The 13,129-nt window shown below is 75.1% G+C and carries 11 protein-coding genes; 8 read left to right on the top strand and 3 right to left on the bottom strand.

What is annotated here, in order from left to right:
• Positions 1-60: 60 nt before the first annotated feature.
• Together ACFY2K_RS07700 and ACFY2K_RS07695 are read left to right on the top strand one after the other, a co-directional pair.
• Positions 61-1,191 (top strand): acyltransferase family protein, encoded by a 1,131-nt coding sequence (locus tag ACFY2K_RS07700; protein ID WP_380528373.1) that lies wholly within the window; start codon positions 61-63, stop codon positions 1,189-1,191.
• Positions 1,188-2,099, top strand: coding sequence for an NAD(P)-dependent oxidoreductase (locus tag ACFY2K_RS07695; protein ID WP_387710156.1), 912 nt, complete (start codon positions 1,188-1,190; stop codon positions 2,097-2,099). The genes ACFY2K_RS07700 and ACFY2K_RS07695 overlap by 4 nt, the downstream gene beginning before the upstream one ends.
• Before the next feature lie 47 nt (positions 2,100-2,146).
• Here ACFY2K_RS07695 and hutH read toward each other — a convergent pair whose 3' ends face one another.
• Positions 2,147-3,811 (bottom strand): histidine ammonia-lyase, encoded by a 1,665-nt coding sequence (hutH, locus tag ACFY2K_RS07690; RefSeq protein WP_380592816.1) that lies wholly within the window; start codon positions 3,809-3,811, stop codon positions 2,147-2,149.
• Positions 3,812-4,211: 400 nt separating this feature from the next.
• Between hutH and ACFY2K_RS07685 the strand changes: the two genes are divergently transcribed.
• The 3 genes from ACFY2K_RS07685 to ACFY2K_RS07675 all read left to right on the top strand — a co-directional run bounded on the left by ACFY2K_RS07685 (position 4,212) and on the right by ACFY2K_RS07675 (position 6,549).
• Entirely contained in the window at positions 4,212-4,775 is a 564-nt protein-coding gene (locus tag ACFY2K_RS07685; RefSeq protein WP_380528642.1) for a papain-like cysteine protease family protein, read from the top strand.
• A gap of 11 nt (positions 4,776-4,786) precedes the next feature.
• Complete coding sequence (locus ACFY2K_RS07680; protein WP_380528640.1) at positions 4,787-5,656, top strand: hypothetical protein; 870 nt, start codon at positions 4,787-4,789, stop codon at positions 5,654-5,656.
• Positions 5,657-5,880: 224 nt separating this feature from the next.
• On the top strand, positions 5,881-6,549 hold the full coding sequence (locus ACFY2K_RS07675; RefSeq protein WP_380528639.1) for a heme oxygenase (biliverdin-producing): 669 nt from the start codon (positions 5,881-5,883) through the stop codon (positions 6,547-6,549).
• Positions 6,550-6,679: 130 nt separating this feature from the next.
• Here the strand turns inward: ACFY2K_RS07675 and ACFY2K_RS07670 are convergent, their stop codons facing one another.
• Both ACFY2K_RS07670 and ACFY2K_RS07665 read right to left on the bottom strand, forming a co-directional pair.
• Complete coding sequence (locus tag ACFY2K_RS07670) at positions 6,680-8,284, bottom strand: HtaA domain-containing protein (protein WP_380528637.1); 1,605 nt, start codon at positions 8,282-8,284, stop codon at positions 6,680-6,682.
• Positions 8,285-8,367: 83 nt separating this feature from the next.
• On the bottom strand, positions 8,368-9,891 hold the full coding sequence (locus ACFY2K_RS07665) for an HtaA domain-containing protein (RefSeq protein WP_387710153.1): 1,524 nt from the start codon (positions 9,889-9,891) through the stop codon (positions 8,368-8,370).
• A 244-nt stretch (positions 9,892-10,135) separates the two neighbouring features.
• On the opposite strand from ACFY2K_RS07665, the gene ACFY2K_RS07660 reads away from it, so the two are divergent.
• The 3 genes from ACFY2K_RS07660 to ACFY2K_RS07650 are packed head-to-tail and all read left to right on the top strand — an operon-like array spanning position 10,136 to position 13,082.
• Positions 10,136-11,170 (top strand): hemin ABC transporter substrate-binding protein, encoded by a 1,035-nt coding sequence (locus ACFY2K_RS07660; protein WP_387710152.1) that lies wholly within the window; start codon positions 10,136-10,138, stop codon positions 11,168-11,170.
• The gene (locus ACFY2K_RS07655) at positions 11,167-12,252 is read left to right on the top strand and encodes a FecCD family ABC transporter permease (protein WP_380528631.1); all 1,086 of its coding nucleotides are present in this window, start codon (positions 11,167-11,169) and stop codon (positions 12,250-12,252) included. The genes ACFY2K_RS07660 and ACFY2K_RS07655 overlap by 4 nt, the downstream gene beginning before the upstream one ends.
• Positions 12,249-13,082 carry a heme ABC transporter ATP-binding protein gene (locus ACFY2K_RS07650; protein ID WP_380528629.1) on the top strand — a complete coding sequence of 278 codons (834 nt, stop codon included), beginning with the start codon at positions 12,249-12,251 and terminating at the stop codon, positions 13,080-13,082. The genes ACFY2K_RS07655 and ACFY2K_RS07650 overlap by 4 nt, the downstream gene beginning before the upstream one ends.
• Positions 13,083-13,129: the final 47 nt, after the last annotated feature.

The raw sequence follows: 13,129 nt of genomic DNA, 5'->3' as shown, positions 1-13,129 counted from the left end.
GCGAGTTCGGATACGATCACCGGGCCTTCCCCCACCCGCTCCGATACCTCGGGAACGCTCTTGGCACTCGGCAGGTCGTCCCGGCTGCCCTCGCTCACCGGTCTGCGTTTCGTCGCGGCCGCGGCCGTCGTCGCCCAGCACGCCAGCCTGATCTGGACCCACGGGCACGGCGAGAGCGCCACCCTGCTCCGCCTCGGGTTCGCCGCGGTGACGTTCTTCTTCCTGCTCAGCGGCTTCCTGCTGGCCTGGGCCTGGCGGCCCGGGCAGCCCGTCCCGGTGTTCTGGCGCCGCCGGGTGGCCCGGATCCTGCCCACCCACCTGGTGACCCTGCTGCTCGGGGTGCTGCTGCTGGCCGCCGCCGGGCGGGCCGTGCCGCTGTGGGCCTGGCTGCCGAACGCGCTGCTCGTCCAGACCTGGTCACCCGGCTTCGACCTGCTGGACCCCGGGGTGAACGGGGTGTCCTGGTCGCTCTGCTGCGACCTGCTCTTCTACCTGCTGTTCCCGGTCATCGCCCGGCGGGCGGCCGCGATCGGCTCCGCACACCTCTGGGCCTGGGCGGCGGCGGCCGTCGCGGCCGCCGTGCTGATCCCGGTGCTGCTCACGGCGGCGCGGCCCGGAAGCGACGGGCCTTCCTTCGGGCTCGGCGTGACGCTCCGCCAGATCTGGCTCTGCTACACCTTCCCCCCGGCGCGGCTGCCGGAGTTCCTGTTCGGCGTGGTGCTGGCCCGGCTGGTCCGGGAGGGCCGGCTCGACGGCGTCCGGACCTGGCACGGCGCCGCCGCGTTCACCCTGCTCTACCCGCTCGACCAGCTCTCCCCGCTGCTGTTCGGCGTCGCCGCGATCACCGTCCTGCCGCTGGGCGCGCTGATCGTGGGCGCCGCCAACGCCGACCGGCTGGGCCGGCCGTCCCGGCTCGCCCACCCGGCGGCCGAGCACCTGGGCGCCCTCTCGCTGACGCTGTACCTGTCGCACTACCTGGTGATCGAGTACGGCGACGCGCTGCTCGACCCGTACGGCACCGCCGACGGGCTCCGGCCGCTGCTGTACACGGCCGTCCTGGTGGCCGGATCACTGGCGGCGGCCTGGCTGCTGCACGCCCTCGTCGAGGAGCCGATGGTCCGCGCGCTGAACGAGCCCCGCCGCCGCACCGCACCCGTCACCCTGCCGGACCGCCCGAAGGAGACCTCGTGACGACCGACCGCCGCCCTGCCCCTGCCGCCGCTACCGCCCCCGCCCCCGTCGCCGTGCTCGGCCTCGGCCTGATGGGCACGGCGCTCGCCGACGCCTTCCTGGCCGCCGGGCACCGCACCACCGTCTGGAACCGCACCGCCGCCCGTGCCGACGGCCCGGCCGCCCGGGGCGCCCACCGCGCCGAGACGCCCGCGGAAGCGGCGGCCGCCGCACCGCTGGTCGTGCTCTGCCTCGGCGACCACCACGCCGTCGGCGAGGTCCTCGACGCCGCCGGGGACGCCCTGGCCGGCCGGGTCCTGGTCGACGTCACCTCCGGCACCTCCGCGGACGCCGCCGCCGTCGCCGAGGCGGCGGCCCGGTACGGCGCCCGGAGCCTCGACGGCGCCCTGCTGGCCACCCCCGACGCCATCGGAGCCGCCGGGACCGTGGTGCTCTACAGCGGCCCCGAGGCGGCCTTCCGCACCCACGAGGCGGCCCTGACCGCGCTCGGCGGCTGCCCCACCTACCTCGGCGACGGCCCCGGGCTCGCCTCGCTGCACGACGTCGCCCTGCTGGCCGTGCTGTGGTCCGGACTCAACGGCTTCCTCCACGCGGCGGCGCTGCTGCGCACCGCCGGGATCGGCGCGACGGACTTCGCGCCGACCGCCGAGCTGCTGTTCGGCGGCATCGGCGCCTTCCTGGCCCGCTACGCCCGGCAGGTCGACGAGGGCGACTACCCGGCCGAGGACTCGGCGCTGCGCACCCACCTGGCGGCCGCCCGCCACCTGCTGGACGAGAGCGAGCGGCGCGGCCTCAACCCGGTCCTGCCCCGGCAGCTGACGGCCGTGATGGAGGCGGTCGCCGCGCGCGGGTACGCCGACGACAGCTACGCCGCCGTCGTGGAGCATTTCGCCAAGCCCACCGAGTAGGCCGCCGCGTGCGGGCCCGGGCTTCCGGGCCCGCACGCGGCCGGTCCTCAGGCCCCGGCCGCCGCCTCCCGCAGCCGTCCCGCGCCGATCAGTTCCGCCACCAGGGCGATGTCCCGCTCCATCCCGCGGTCCCGGTCCAGCACCGGCGACACGGCGCGCACCACCGCGTGCACGACCGCGGTCGGACCGCTGAGCCGCTCGGGGCCGCGCAGGTCGGCGGCCTGGCAGAGCGCCAGCAGGTGGATCGCGGCCACCTCGCGCACCAGCTCGACGACCGTCCGGGCGTCCCGGGCGGCGATGGTGCCCATGCTGACCTTGTCCTGGTTGTGGGCCTCGGTGGAGCGGGAGAACGAGGTCGCGGGCATGGTCAGCTTGAGCGCCTCGGCGACCAGCGAGGAGGCCGCCAGCTGCAGGGACTTGAAGCCGTGGTGCAGGCCCGCCTCCCAACTGTCGTCCGGGAAGCGCGGGATGAGGTTGGCGGTGAGTCCGTTGTTGTACTTCTCGTCCACCACCAGCTGCAACTGCCGTTCCAGCAGGTCGCCCACGCTGGCGACGGCGGTCTTGAGCGAGTCCATCGCCTGGCCGATGTGCCCGCCGTAGAAGTTGCCGCCGTTGACGACCACGCCCGCGTCGGCGTCGAACAGCGGGTTGTCGTTGGAGGAGTTGATCTCCACGTGGGTCCAGTCGGCGGCGAACGCGAGGGTGTCCCGCAGCACGCCGTTGACGTGCGGGGCGCAGCGGATCGAGTACCGGTCCTGGACGGCCTCGGCGAGCCGCCGGTAGCCCGTCCCGTCGGGCATCGGGTCGGCCGGGCCGCCCTCCTGGTCGCCCTCGTACGGGCCGTCGCCGAGCCGGCCGAGCAGCCGCCGCACCGTCCGGGCGGAGTCGGCGGTGCCCGGGTGCGGCTTGTGGTCGAAGACGAACGGGTCGAAGTGGCGCGGGTTGCCGTTCAGGACCTGGGAGGCGAGCGCCGTGCACAGGTCGGCGGCGAAGGCCAGTTCGGTCGCGTCGCGCAGGGCCAGGACGGCGAAGCCGGCCATGAAGGAGGTGCCGTTGACCAGCGCCAGCCCCTCCTTGGAGGCCAGCACCACCGGCTCCAGGCCCTCCTCGGCGAGGGCCTCGGCGGCGGGCCTGGCCTCGCCCCGGTGCAGCACCGTCCCGTGGCCGGTGAGCATCGCCCCGAGGTAGCTGAGCGGGACGAGGTCGCCGCTGGCGCCCACCGAGCCGCGCTCCGGCACCACCGGCAGGATGTCCTGCTCCAGGCAGTCCAGCAGGAGTTGGACGACCTCCGGGCGGATGCCGGAGTTGCCGCGCGCCAGGCAGTTCGCCCGGGCGATCACCGTCGCCCGCACCACCTCGGGTGAAGCCGCCGGTCCCAGGCCGCAGTTGAAGCCGCGGATCAGGTTGGCCTGGAGCGCCTCGACCTTGCGCGGCGAGATCTGCCGGGTGTTGCTGTCGCCGAAGCCGGAGGTGACGCCGTACACCCGCTGCCCGGAGTCGACGATCGCGTTCTTGAGGTCCACCGACCGCTTCATCCGGTGCACCGCGCCGTCCGACAGCGCCACCCGCCACGCCTTCGGGCGACGGGCGGCCGCGGCGGTCTCCTTGACGGTGAGCGAGCGGCCGTCGAGCAGCAGGTCCGCTCTGGGGGCACGGGACGTGGCCGGACGGTCCTGGACCCACTGCGAACGCTGCGTGCTGTCGGACGACAACTCAACTCTCCTGTCTGCGGGCGACCCGGGGCACCCGCCACGGCCGAGGGGGCGGAACGGGGTGGGCCGGGGGTGGAACGGGGGTCCGAGGACGGGTCCGCGCGCGGCTGCGGCCGACCGGAACCTCGACTCCCCCCTGTTGACCTCCTATCACCCTACGTCACCACGATCGGCCCGCCGTACCACGACGTGTCCCCTTCCGGGGGGAGCCGCCGCCGCTCACACGGTGCGCAGATGGATCCGCCGAGGGGCCGGGCAGCCGCCGCACCGACTTCCGGTGCCGCGACGGACACCCGTCCGCAACACTCCTTCGCATACACTCCGTAATTGCACCGTTCCGTGCTGTCATGGCTCTGCAAATCCCCCACACCCATCGCGCCCCGCGCGGGAAGGCAGACCCATGGGCAGACCCAGATTCACGACCGCGGCGACGACCGTCCTCCTGACGGCTTCGGCACTGCTCGCCACCGCGGGCGGCCAGGCCCACGCCGAGGCCGGCCAGGACACCATCACCATGCTCAAGCAGGAGAAGTCCCAGTGGTGCTGGGTCGCCTCCGGCCTGACCATCGCCAAATTCCATGGCTACGGCACCACCCAGGCCGACTTCTGCACCCGGGCCCAGCCCTACTACGGCTGCAACAACCAACCGGCCACGCTCGACGACATGGCCAAGGGCTGGAAGAGCCTCGGCATGACCAACCTCGGCACGGGCCTGAACAGCGCGGCCACCTTCAACCAGGTCTACACCGACGTCAAGGCGGCCCGGCCGGTCGCCGCCCGGATCGGCTGGACCTCCGGCGGCGGCCACATGAACGTGGTCTACGGCTTCGACACCTCGAAGAACACCGTCGCGGTCGCCGACCCGTGGCCGGACACCGCCACCTACACCTGGTGGAACTACGCCGACTACGTCAGCAACAGCTCGTTCAAATGGACCCATTCCCGGATCGGCATCTCCAGGTGAGGCGGACGGCCATGCACAGCACCACGACACCCGCCGGGCCGGCGAGCACCCGCCGCATCCGCCTGGCCGCCCTGCTGGCGGCCGGCGCCTGCGCGCTGCTGCCGCTCGCCGGGCCCGTCCACGCGGCCCCGGCCAAGGACCCGCTCCCGGCGGACATCCCGGACTACACGGCCGCCCTGGAACTGGTGAAGTCCGCCGACGTCCGCGACGCCGTCTGCCGCTTCCTCAGTGCCCCACTGCCCCAGAAGGACGCGCCCCCGGCGGCACAGACGATCCCGGACCAGGCCGAGCCGTGCGCGGGCCTGCCGGCCTTCACCGTCGACAACCCCCTGGCCCTGAACGAGCTCACCCCCGGGTTCGTCGCCGGGACGGCCCTGCCGCTCGCCTCCCAGGCGATCCGGCTGAGCTACCTGGTCTCCGCCCTGAACACCACGGTCAACGGGCGCAACGCCACCGTCCTGCTCGCCCCCACCGAGGGCGGGGGCTGGCACCTGGCCGGCGTGCGCGACGGCAACAGCGACGCCGCGTACGCCGGAAGGGCCACGCCCGGGACGCTGGTCTTCAGCGAGCCGCAGATCCGCGGCTGGTACCAACTGCGGCTCAGCACGGTGGAGCCGCTCAACGACCAGGCGCGGCAGGGGCTGGACGGCCGGCCCTCGGCCTCGCTGAGCGAGTACCAGAAGCTGGTCAAGGCCCGCTACGCCGACAAGCTGCCCGGCTCGGAGTACGCCGCCGCCGGGATGTCCAGCGGCTACGGCACGGCGGCGCGGACGGCGGCGGCCCCGTCCGTCGCGCCCGTCGTGATCGGCGGCGCGGCCGCGGCCCTGGCGCTGGCGGGCGGCGTCCTCGCCTTCCGCCGCCGTCGCAGCGGCACTCGCTGACCTGCGCGCTCCTCGCCCCGCTGGTCCGCCCCCTCCGGGGCCGGACCGGCGGGGCGTCGGCATGTCGGCCGGGGGCGCGGGCCGCATCCGTCCTGCCCCTGCCGTTTCCGGGGCGGCTGGGCTACCTTTACCGACAGAGTGTCGGGAAGTCGTGAACTTAGGTTAGGCTAACCAAAACTCGCGGGGTCCTTCCGCCCCGGCCGCATCCGATCCCTGGAGGCCGCATGCCCACGCCCGAGCCCGTCCCCTTCTCCACCGTGCTCCGCACCGCCAGCAGCGAGGAGCACGAGGCCGCGGAGCACTCCTCGTTCATGAGCCGCCTGCTGGGCGGGCAGCTCGGGATCGACGCCTACGCCGAGCTCACCGGCCAGCTCTGGTTCGTCTACCGGGCGCTGGAGGAGCGGGCCGAGCAGCTCGCGGAACACCCGCTGGCGGGCCCGTTCATCGACCCGGCGCTGCTGCGCACCGCCGCCATCGAGCGCGACCTGGCCCACCTGCGCGGGCCCGACTGGCACACCGGACTCGCACCGCTGCCCGCCACCGCCGCGTACGTGGCGCGGATCGAGGAGCTGGCCGCCGAGTGGCCGGCCGGCTACCTCGCCCACCACTACACCCGGTACCTGGGCGACCTGTCGGGCGGCCAGATCATCCGGGGCCTGGCCGAGAAGGCCTGGGGCTTCGAGCGCAAGGGCGACGGCGTGCGGTTCTACGTCTTCGAGGACGTCACCAACCCGGCTGCCTTCAAGCGCGACTACCGGTCCAAGCTGGACGCGGCGGGCGCCGCGATGGACGAGGTGGAGCGGCGCCGGGTGGTCGAGGAGTGCAAGCGGGCCTTCGTGCTCAACGGGGCCGTCTTCCACGACCTCGACGGCCGCTACCCGTTGAGCGCCTGACCGTCCGGAGCTGCGTCCGGAACCGGGCCGCCCGGGCCTCGACCGCCCGGGCGGCCCGGACACCCGCCGCGAACGCACCGGCCCCCGCGAGTACCCACTCGCGGGGGCCGGTGCGCGTTCCGCTCCGGGATCAGGCCCGCACCGCGCCACGGCGGTTGCGCACCAGGACGGTGGCGCTGCCGCCCACCAGCAGCAGTCCCGCCGCGGTGGCCAGCAGCGGAACCACCGGGGTGTCCGCGCCGGTCGCGGCCAGCGCACCGGTGCCGGCGCCGCTCAGCGCGGTGGTGGTGAGCGAGGCGCCGCCGCCCGCGCCGCTGCCCGCCCCACCGCCGGAACCCTGGCTGCCCGAACCCTGGCCCCCCGCGGCCGGGTTGCCGCCGCCGGTCGTACCGGAGGAGCCGGCGGGCGGCAGCTTGGCGTCCTTGTCGAAGGCCAGGGTCGCGCTCACCGGGTCCAGGGCCGTACCCGCAGGGTAGTTGGAGAACACCGGGACGCCCTCGGCGGTCAGCGTGGCCGGGACGCCGGTGAGGGTGACGACGCCGTCGACCGGCTTCAAGGCGGCGGCGGGGACGTCGAGCTTGGCGATCCGCGCGCCGGTCAGCACGGTCGACCGGCCGTCCGGGGACTTGCCGTTGACGTCGGCGGTGAGGAAGGCGCCGTCCTTGTCGATGACCAGACCCGGCTTGGAGAGCGTGGTGTCGAGCGCCCAGCCGTCCTTGCCCGGGTGGCCGAGGAAGCGGACCGAGCCGGTGTAACCGGCGGTGAGCGTGTGGTCGGCGGTGTTGTACGTGCCGGTGGCACCGCCGAAGCGGTAGTCGGCCGCGCCGCCGCCGAACTCGACCTTCCCGGCGGCCATCGGGGATTCGAGGTACTTGCGGAAGCTCTCCTTGACCGTCCAGTTCAAGGTGCCGTTCAGTACGGGCAGACGGTCGGAGCCGGTGACGGGGGTGCCGGTCGGCAGGGGTGTCGCGGGGGCCGTGGCGGTCGGCGAGGCGGTGGCCGTGGCGGTCGCGGTCGGCGAGGCGGTCGCCGACGGCGAGGCGGTGGCGGACGGCGTGCCGGTCGGCTGCGCCGTCGGCGAAGCGGTGGCGGACGGGGTGGCCGTCGCCGTCGGAGTGGGCGTCACCGGGCCCTGCTTGAGCAGCAGCGACAGCGGGTCCATGTCCGTTCCCGCCCCGTAGAAGCCCGCGAAGGCCTTGGCGCCCTGCTCGGTGAGCTTCGCGCCGGTCGGCACCCCGGTGGTGGTGTCCCGCCCGACGGTGAAGGTCACCAGCGGCACGTCGTCGCGCCGGGTGATCTCGGAGGCGCCCACCGTCTCCTTGGCGGCCGTGTCGGCCGTGAGGGTGCCGGTGGTGCCCGAGGTAACGATCCTCAGGTCGCTGAGCGCGAGGTCCAGCGCGCCGTGGTGGGCGGTGAAGTGCACGCCGCCGGTGAACGAGGACTTGAGCGCGTGGGTGCCGAGGTCGTAGGTGGCGTTCGCCAGCCCGAAGTGGAAGGTGCCGTCGGCGTTGCGGGTCGCGCCGCCGGTCGGCTCGACCGCGCCGCCCTGGGAGGCCGGTCCCTCGATGTAGCTGCGGAAGCTGGCCTTCACCCCCCAGTCCAGCGCGCCGGTGTCGTAGCTGACGCTGCCCGGGGCGCCGCCGGCGAAGGCCAGCGCGGGGGCGCCGAGGGCGGTCAGGCCGAGGCCGGCGGTGGCGGCGGCCAGAGCGGCGAGCCGAGTGCGGTTGCGGGACATGGTGATGCTCCGTTCAGGTGACGGGGGGGGGACACGGGGGACGGGGACAAGGGGGACGGGGGCAGGACGGGAAGGGGGACGGCTCAGGCCGACTGGTCCGCGTCCGGCGCGGCGGCCGAGCGGCGGCGGCGCAGCAGCAGCCCGCCGGTCACGGCGAACGCGGCGACCAGCACCGCGCCGCCCGCCGTGGCGGCCACCGGGAAGCCGCCCGTGGAGGAGTCCGCGGCGGCCGCGACCGGCGAGGCGGCCGGGCTCACCGGGGTGGCCTCAGCGGCCGGGGTGGCCGGGGCGCTGCCGAGGTCGGGCAGCGGGGGCAGGGCGGCGGCCGGGTCGAGGGCGACGGCGAAGCTCAGCGGGTCCATCTCGGTCCCCGCCGGGTAGAGGCCGCCGAAGGCCTTGGCGCCGCCGTCGGCGAGCTTGAGCGGCAGTTCGACGGCCTTGAGCAGGCCGCCCTCCGGCTTGAGGCCGGCGGCGTCGAAGGTCGCCAGTTCGACGCCGGTCAGCTGCTGGGTGGCGCCGTCCGGGGTGCGTCCGGAGACGTCGGCGAGCAGGCGGCCCCGGCCCTCGGCCACGCTGACGGCCGGGTCGGCCAGGGTGAGGTCCAGGCCGTAACCGTCGCCACTGCGCAGACCGGTGAAGCGGACGGTACCGGTGAAGCCGGCGGTGAGTTCGCCGGTGCCGGGGTCGTAGCTGCCCTTGGCCGGGGTCCAGCGGTAGAAGGCGCCGCCGTCGGCCGCGCCGCCGCCGAGCTCCCAACGGCCCTGGGCGATCGTGCCGGTGACGTAGTCGCGGAAGGTGCGGCGCACGCCCCAGTCGAGGGCGCCGTTGCCGAACTCGGTCCGCGCGGGCGCCTGGGCGGCCGGCTGTGTGGCGGTCGCGGCCGGGGACGCAGCCGTGGGCGTCGTGCCCTGGCCGGTACCCGGCGTCGTGCCCGGGGTGGCGCCGGGCGCGGCCGCCGCCGGACTCGGCTGCGCGGCGGGCAGGTTGACGGAGAGGCTGAGCGGGTCCAGGGCCGTACCGGCCTGGTAGAAGTTGCCGAAGGCCTTCGCCCCGGCGTCGGTGAGGGTGGCCGGGACGTTGGCGAGGTTCAGCGTCCCGGCGGCGCCGCGCAGGTCGACGCCGGCCAGCGAGAGCTCGGCCAGTTTGGCCTGGCCGGCGGTGCTGACCTGGCCGGTCTCCTTGGACTTGCTGCTGACGTCGGCGTACAGCCCGGCCGCGCCACCGGGGGCGGCCCGGAAGGTGAGCCGCCCGAGGCTCAGGTCGAGCGCGTTGCTGCCGTTCTCCTGGTGCCCGGCGAAGCGGACCCCGCCGGAGAAGGCCGCGGTCAGCGCGCCGGTGGCCGGGTCGTAGGTGCCGTTGGCGGAGTGGAACCGGAAGGTGTTGCCACCGACCGTGGCGGCGCCGCCGGTGAGCGCCCAACTGCCCTTGGCGATGGGCCCGGTGACGTAGGTCAGGAAGGACTGTCTGATCCCCCAGTCCAGCCGCCCGCCGGAGACCTTGCCTTCGGCGGCCACCGCCGGGGACGGCGAGAGGACCACCGCCGACAGGGCGGCGAGTACGGCCACCAGGGTGGCGGCCAGGCGGCGGAGCCGGCTGGGCAGGGACACGCGGATCACTCCTCGGAAGGACACGGCCGTGCGGGCAGGGAGGACCCTGCGGGCAGCCACGACAGGCAGGCACGACGCGCAGGCACGGCGGGACGGGCCGTGCGGGCACGACGGAGAAGGGGTGGCCGGGAAACCGACCCCCTTGCGGGATTTAGGTAAGGCTAACCTAATATGTGAGTCAAGAGCCCCGCCACCCAGCCTCCCCGGCCGGAGCGGACGACAACACCCCACGAAGGGAAGCCCGTTGAGCAGCAGTACGACCCGACCCCAGGTGGCCCGCGGGCCAGCCCTCCTGCTGCTACTCCTCGGCCTGGTGCTCGCCCTCACCGCTTGCAGCACCGCTCCTCGCACCGGCACCGCCACCGGCGGAACGACGGCCGGGGCCACCCGCTCCCCCGACGCGGTCGAGCCACTGCCCGTCGAACCCGTCCCCCGCCTCCCGGCCACCACCGCCTCCGCCGACGGCCGCCAGGTCACCGTCACCAGCGCCGAGCGGATCATCCCGCTCAACGGCAGCCTCGCCGAGCTGGTGTTCAGCCTCGGCCTCGGCCCCAAGGCGGTCGCCCGGGACGTCTCCACCACCTTCCGGCAGGCCGCCGCCCTGCCGGTGATCACCCAGGCCCACGAGGTCTCCGCCGAGGGCGTGCTGTCCCTGCACCCGACCGTCGTCCTCGCCGACCGCTCCACCGGCCCGGCCGAGGCGATCGACCAGATCCGCGCGGCCGGCGTCCCGCTGCTCGTGCTGCACGACGCCAAGCGCCTCGCCGACGTCGGCCCGCGCATCGACACCGTCGCCGCCGCACTCGGAGTCCCGGACGCCGGGCGGCAGTTGAAGGAGCGCACCGAGCAGCGGATCGCCGCAGCCGAGGCCGCCGTACCGGCCGGCGGCAGCCGGCCCAAGGTGGCCTTCCTCTACCTGCGCGGCAGCGCCTCCGTCTACCTGCTCGGCGGCCCCGCCTCCGGCGCCGGCTCGCTGATCGAGGCGGTCGGCGGCGAGGACGCCGGCACCGCCGCCGGACTCACCGGCGACTTCACCCCGCTCACCAGCGAAGCCCTGGTCAAGGCCGCGCCCGACGCGATCCTGGTGATGAGCAAGGGACTCGACTCTGTCGGCGGCGTCGACGGGCTGCTCAAGCTCCCCGGCGTCGCCCAGACCCCGGCCGGGCTGGACCGCCGGATCGTCTCCATCGAGGACGGCCAACTGCTCAGCTACGGCCCGCGCACCCCCCAGGTGCTCCGGGAGATCACCGCCCAGCTGCACCCGGCAGGCGCCAAGTGACCACCGCCGTACGGGAGAAGAACGCGGCGCAGAGCCGGCCGAAGGCCCGCCCCGGCCCCTCCCGCAGCACCCTGATCACCGTCGTGCTCGCCACCGCCCTGGTGCTCTGCGCCCTGCTCGCGGCCGGCACCGGCGCCTACCGCATCCCGCTCGGCGACATCCTCGGCTCCGCCGCCCACCGCCTCGGCCTCGGCGGGCACGCCCTGGAGCGCGTACCCGAATCGGTGCTGTGGAACGTCCGGCTGCCCCGGGTGGTGCTCGCCCTGCTGGTCGGCGGCTCGCTCGGCTGCGCCGGCGCCCTGATGCAGGGCGTGTTCGGCAACCCGCTCGCCGAGCCCGCCGTGATCGGCGTCTCCTCCGGCGGCGCGGTCGGCGCGGTGGCCTGCATCGTGCTCGGTCTGGACGCCCTCGGCGGCTGGACGGTCACCGTGTTCGCCTTCGCCGGCGGGCTGTCGACGGTCTTCGCGGTCTACCTGATGGCCCGGGCCGGCGGCCGGACCGAGGTGGTCACGCTGATCCTCACCGGGGTCGCGGTGAACGCCTTCTGCGGCGCGCTGATCGGCCTGCTGCTGTTCACCGCCGACTCCGCCGCGATCAGCCAGGTGACTTTCTGGCAGCTCGGCTCGCTCTCCCAGGCCACCTGGGGCAAGGTGCTCGCCGTCCTGCCCTTCGCCGTCGTCGGACTCACCGTCGCCCCGCTGTACGCCCGCAAGCTGGACCTGCTGGCGCTCGGCGAACGCCCCGCCCGCCACCTCGGGGTGGACGTCGAGCGGATGCGGCTCACCCTGATCGCCGTGGTCGCCCTGCTCACCGCGGCGGCCGTCGCGGTCAGCGGCATCATCGGCTTCGTCGGCCTGGTCGTCCCCCACCTGCTGCGGATGCTGGCCGGGCCCGGCCACCGCTTCCTGCTGCCCGCCTCGGCCCTCGGCGGGGCACTCGTCCTGGTCGCCGCCGACCTCGCCGCCCGCACCCTCGCCGCCCCGGCCGAACTGCCGCTCGGGGTGCTCACCGCCCTGATCGGCAGCCCGTTCTTCTTCTGGCTGCTGCGCCGGACCCGGACCAAGCAGGGAGGCTGGGCATGAGGCTGCACCGGTCCCGCCCCGTCCCCGAACGCCCTCTGCCCGGCTCCGAGTTGCTCGCCGCCGAGGCGGTCCGACTGACCGTCGGCGGCCGCCCGCTGCTGGCCGGCGCCTCGGTCCGGGTCACCGCCGGGGAGGTGGTCGCGCTGCTCGGGCCGAACGGCGCGGGCAAGTCCACCCTGCTCTCCGTCCTCGCCGGGGACGCCGCCCCGCAGGGCGGCACCGTCACCCTGCGCGGCCGCCCGCTGGCCGACTACGGCGCGGCCGAACTCGCCCTGCACCGGGCGCTGTTGCCGCAGTCCGCCACGCTGTCCTTCCCGTTCCCCGCCGACCGGGTGGTCCGGATGGGCCGCGCCCCCTGGACGGGGACGGCGGCCGCCGCCGAGGACGAGGCGGTGGTCGCCGAGGCGATGGCCGCCACCGAGTCCACCCCCTTCGCCGGGCGGCCCTTCACCGCCCTGTCCGGCGGCGAACGGGCCCGGGTCGCGCTCGCCCGGGTGCTCGCCCAGCGCACCCCGCTGCTGCTCCTGGACGAGCCCACCGCCGCCCTCGACCTGCGCCACCAGGAACTGGTGCTGCGGATCGCCCGGGAGCGCGCCGCCGCCGGGGACGGCGTGGTCGTGGTGCTCCACGACCTGTCCCTGGCGGCCGCCTACGCGGACCGGGTGGTCCTGCTGACGGACGGCAGCACGATCGCCGACGGCCCGGTCGCCGAGGTGCTGCGCGCACCGCTGCTCAGCGAGGTGTACGGCCACCCCGTCGAGGTGCTGCCCCACCCGCGCACGGGGGTGCCGCTGGTCCTGCCGGAACGGACCGGCGGGGCCCGCCCCTGACCCTCCGGCAACAGAAGGCAGCGCGGCCCGTGCCCCCGATCGGGGTA

This window comes from Kitasatospora sp. NPDC001309 (genome assembly GCF_042896295.1).
GTDB lineage: Bacteria > Actinomycetota > Actinomycetes > Streptomycetales > Streptomycetaceae > Kitasatospora.
The sequence above is the reverse complement of the archived record's forward strand: the minus strand, read 5'-3'. Positions and strand labels throughout refer to the sequence as shown.

Coding starts and splice junctions, on each gene's coding strand:
- ACFY2K_RS07670 (WP_380528637.1), bottom strand. CDS start 8,284: ATGTCCCGCAACCGCACTCGGCTCGCCGCTCTGGCCGCCGCCACCGCC.
- ACFY2K_RS07685 (WP_380528642.1), top strand. CDS start 4,212: ATGGGCAGACCCAGATTCACGACCGCGGCGACGACCGTCCTCCTGACG.
- ACFY2K_RS07675 (WP_380528639.1), top strand. CDS start 5,881: ATGCCCACGCCCGAGCCCGTCCCCTTCTCCACCGTGCTCCGCACCGCC.
- ACFY2K_RS07650 (WP_380528629.1), top strand. CDS start 12,249: ATGAGGCTGCACCGGTCCCGCCCCGTCCCCGAACGCCCTCTGCCCGGC.
- ACFY2K_RS07680 (WP_380528640.1), top strand. CDS start 4,787: ATGCACAGCACCACGACACCCGCCGGGCCGGCGAGCACCCGCCGCATC.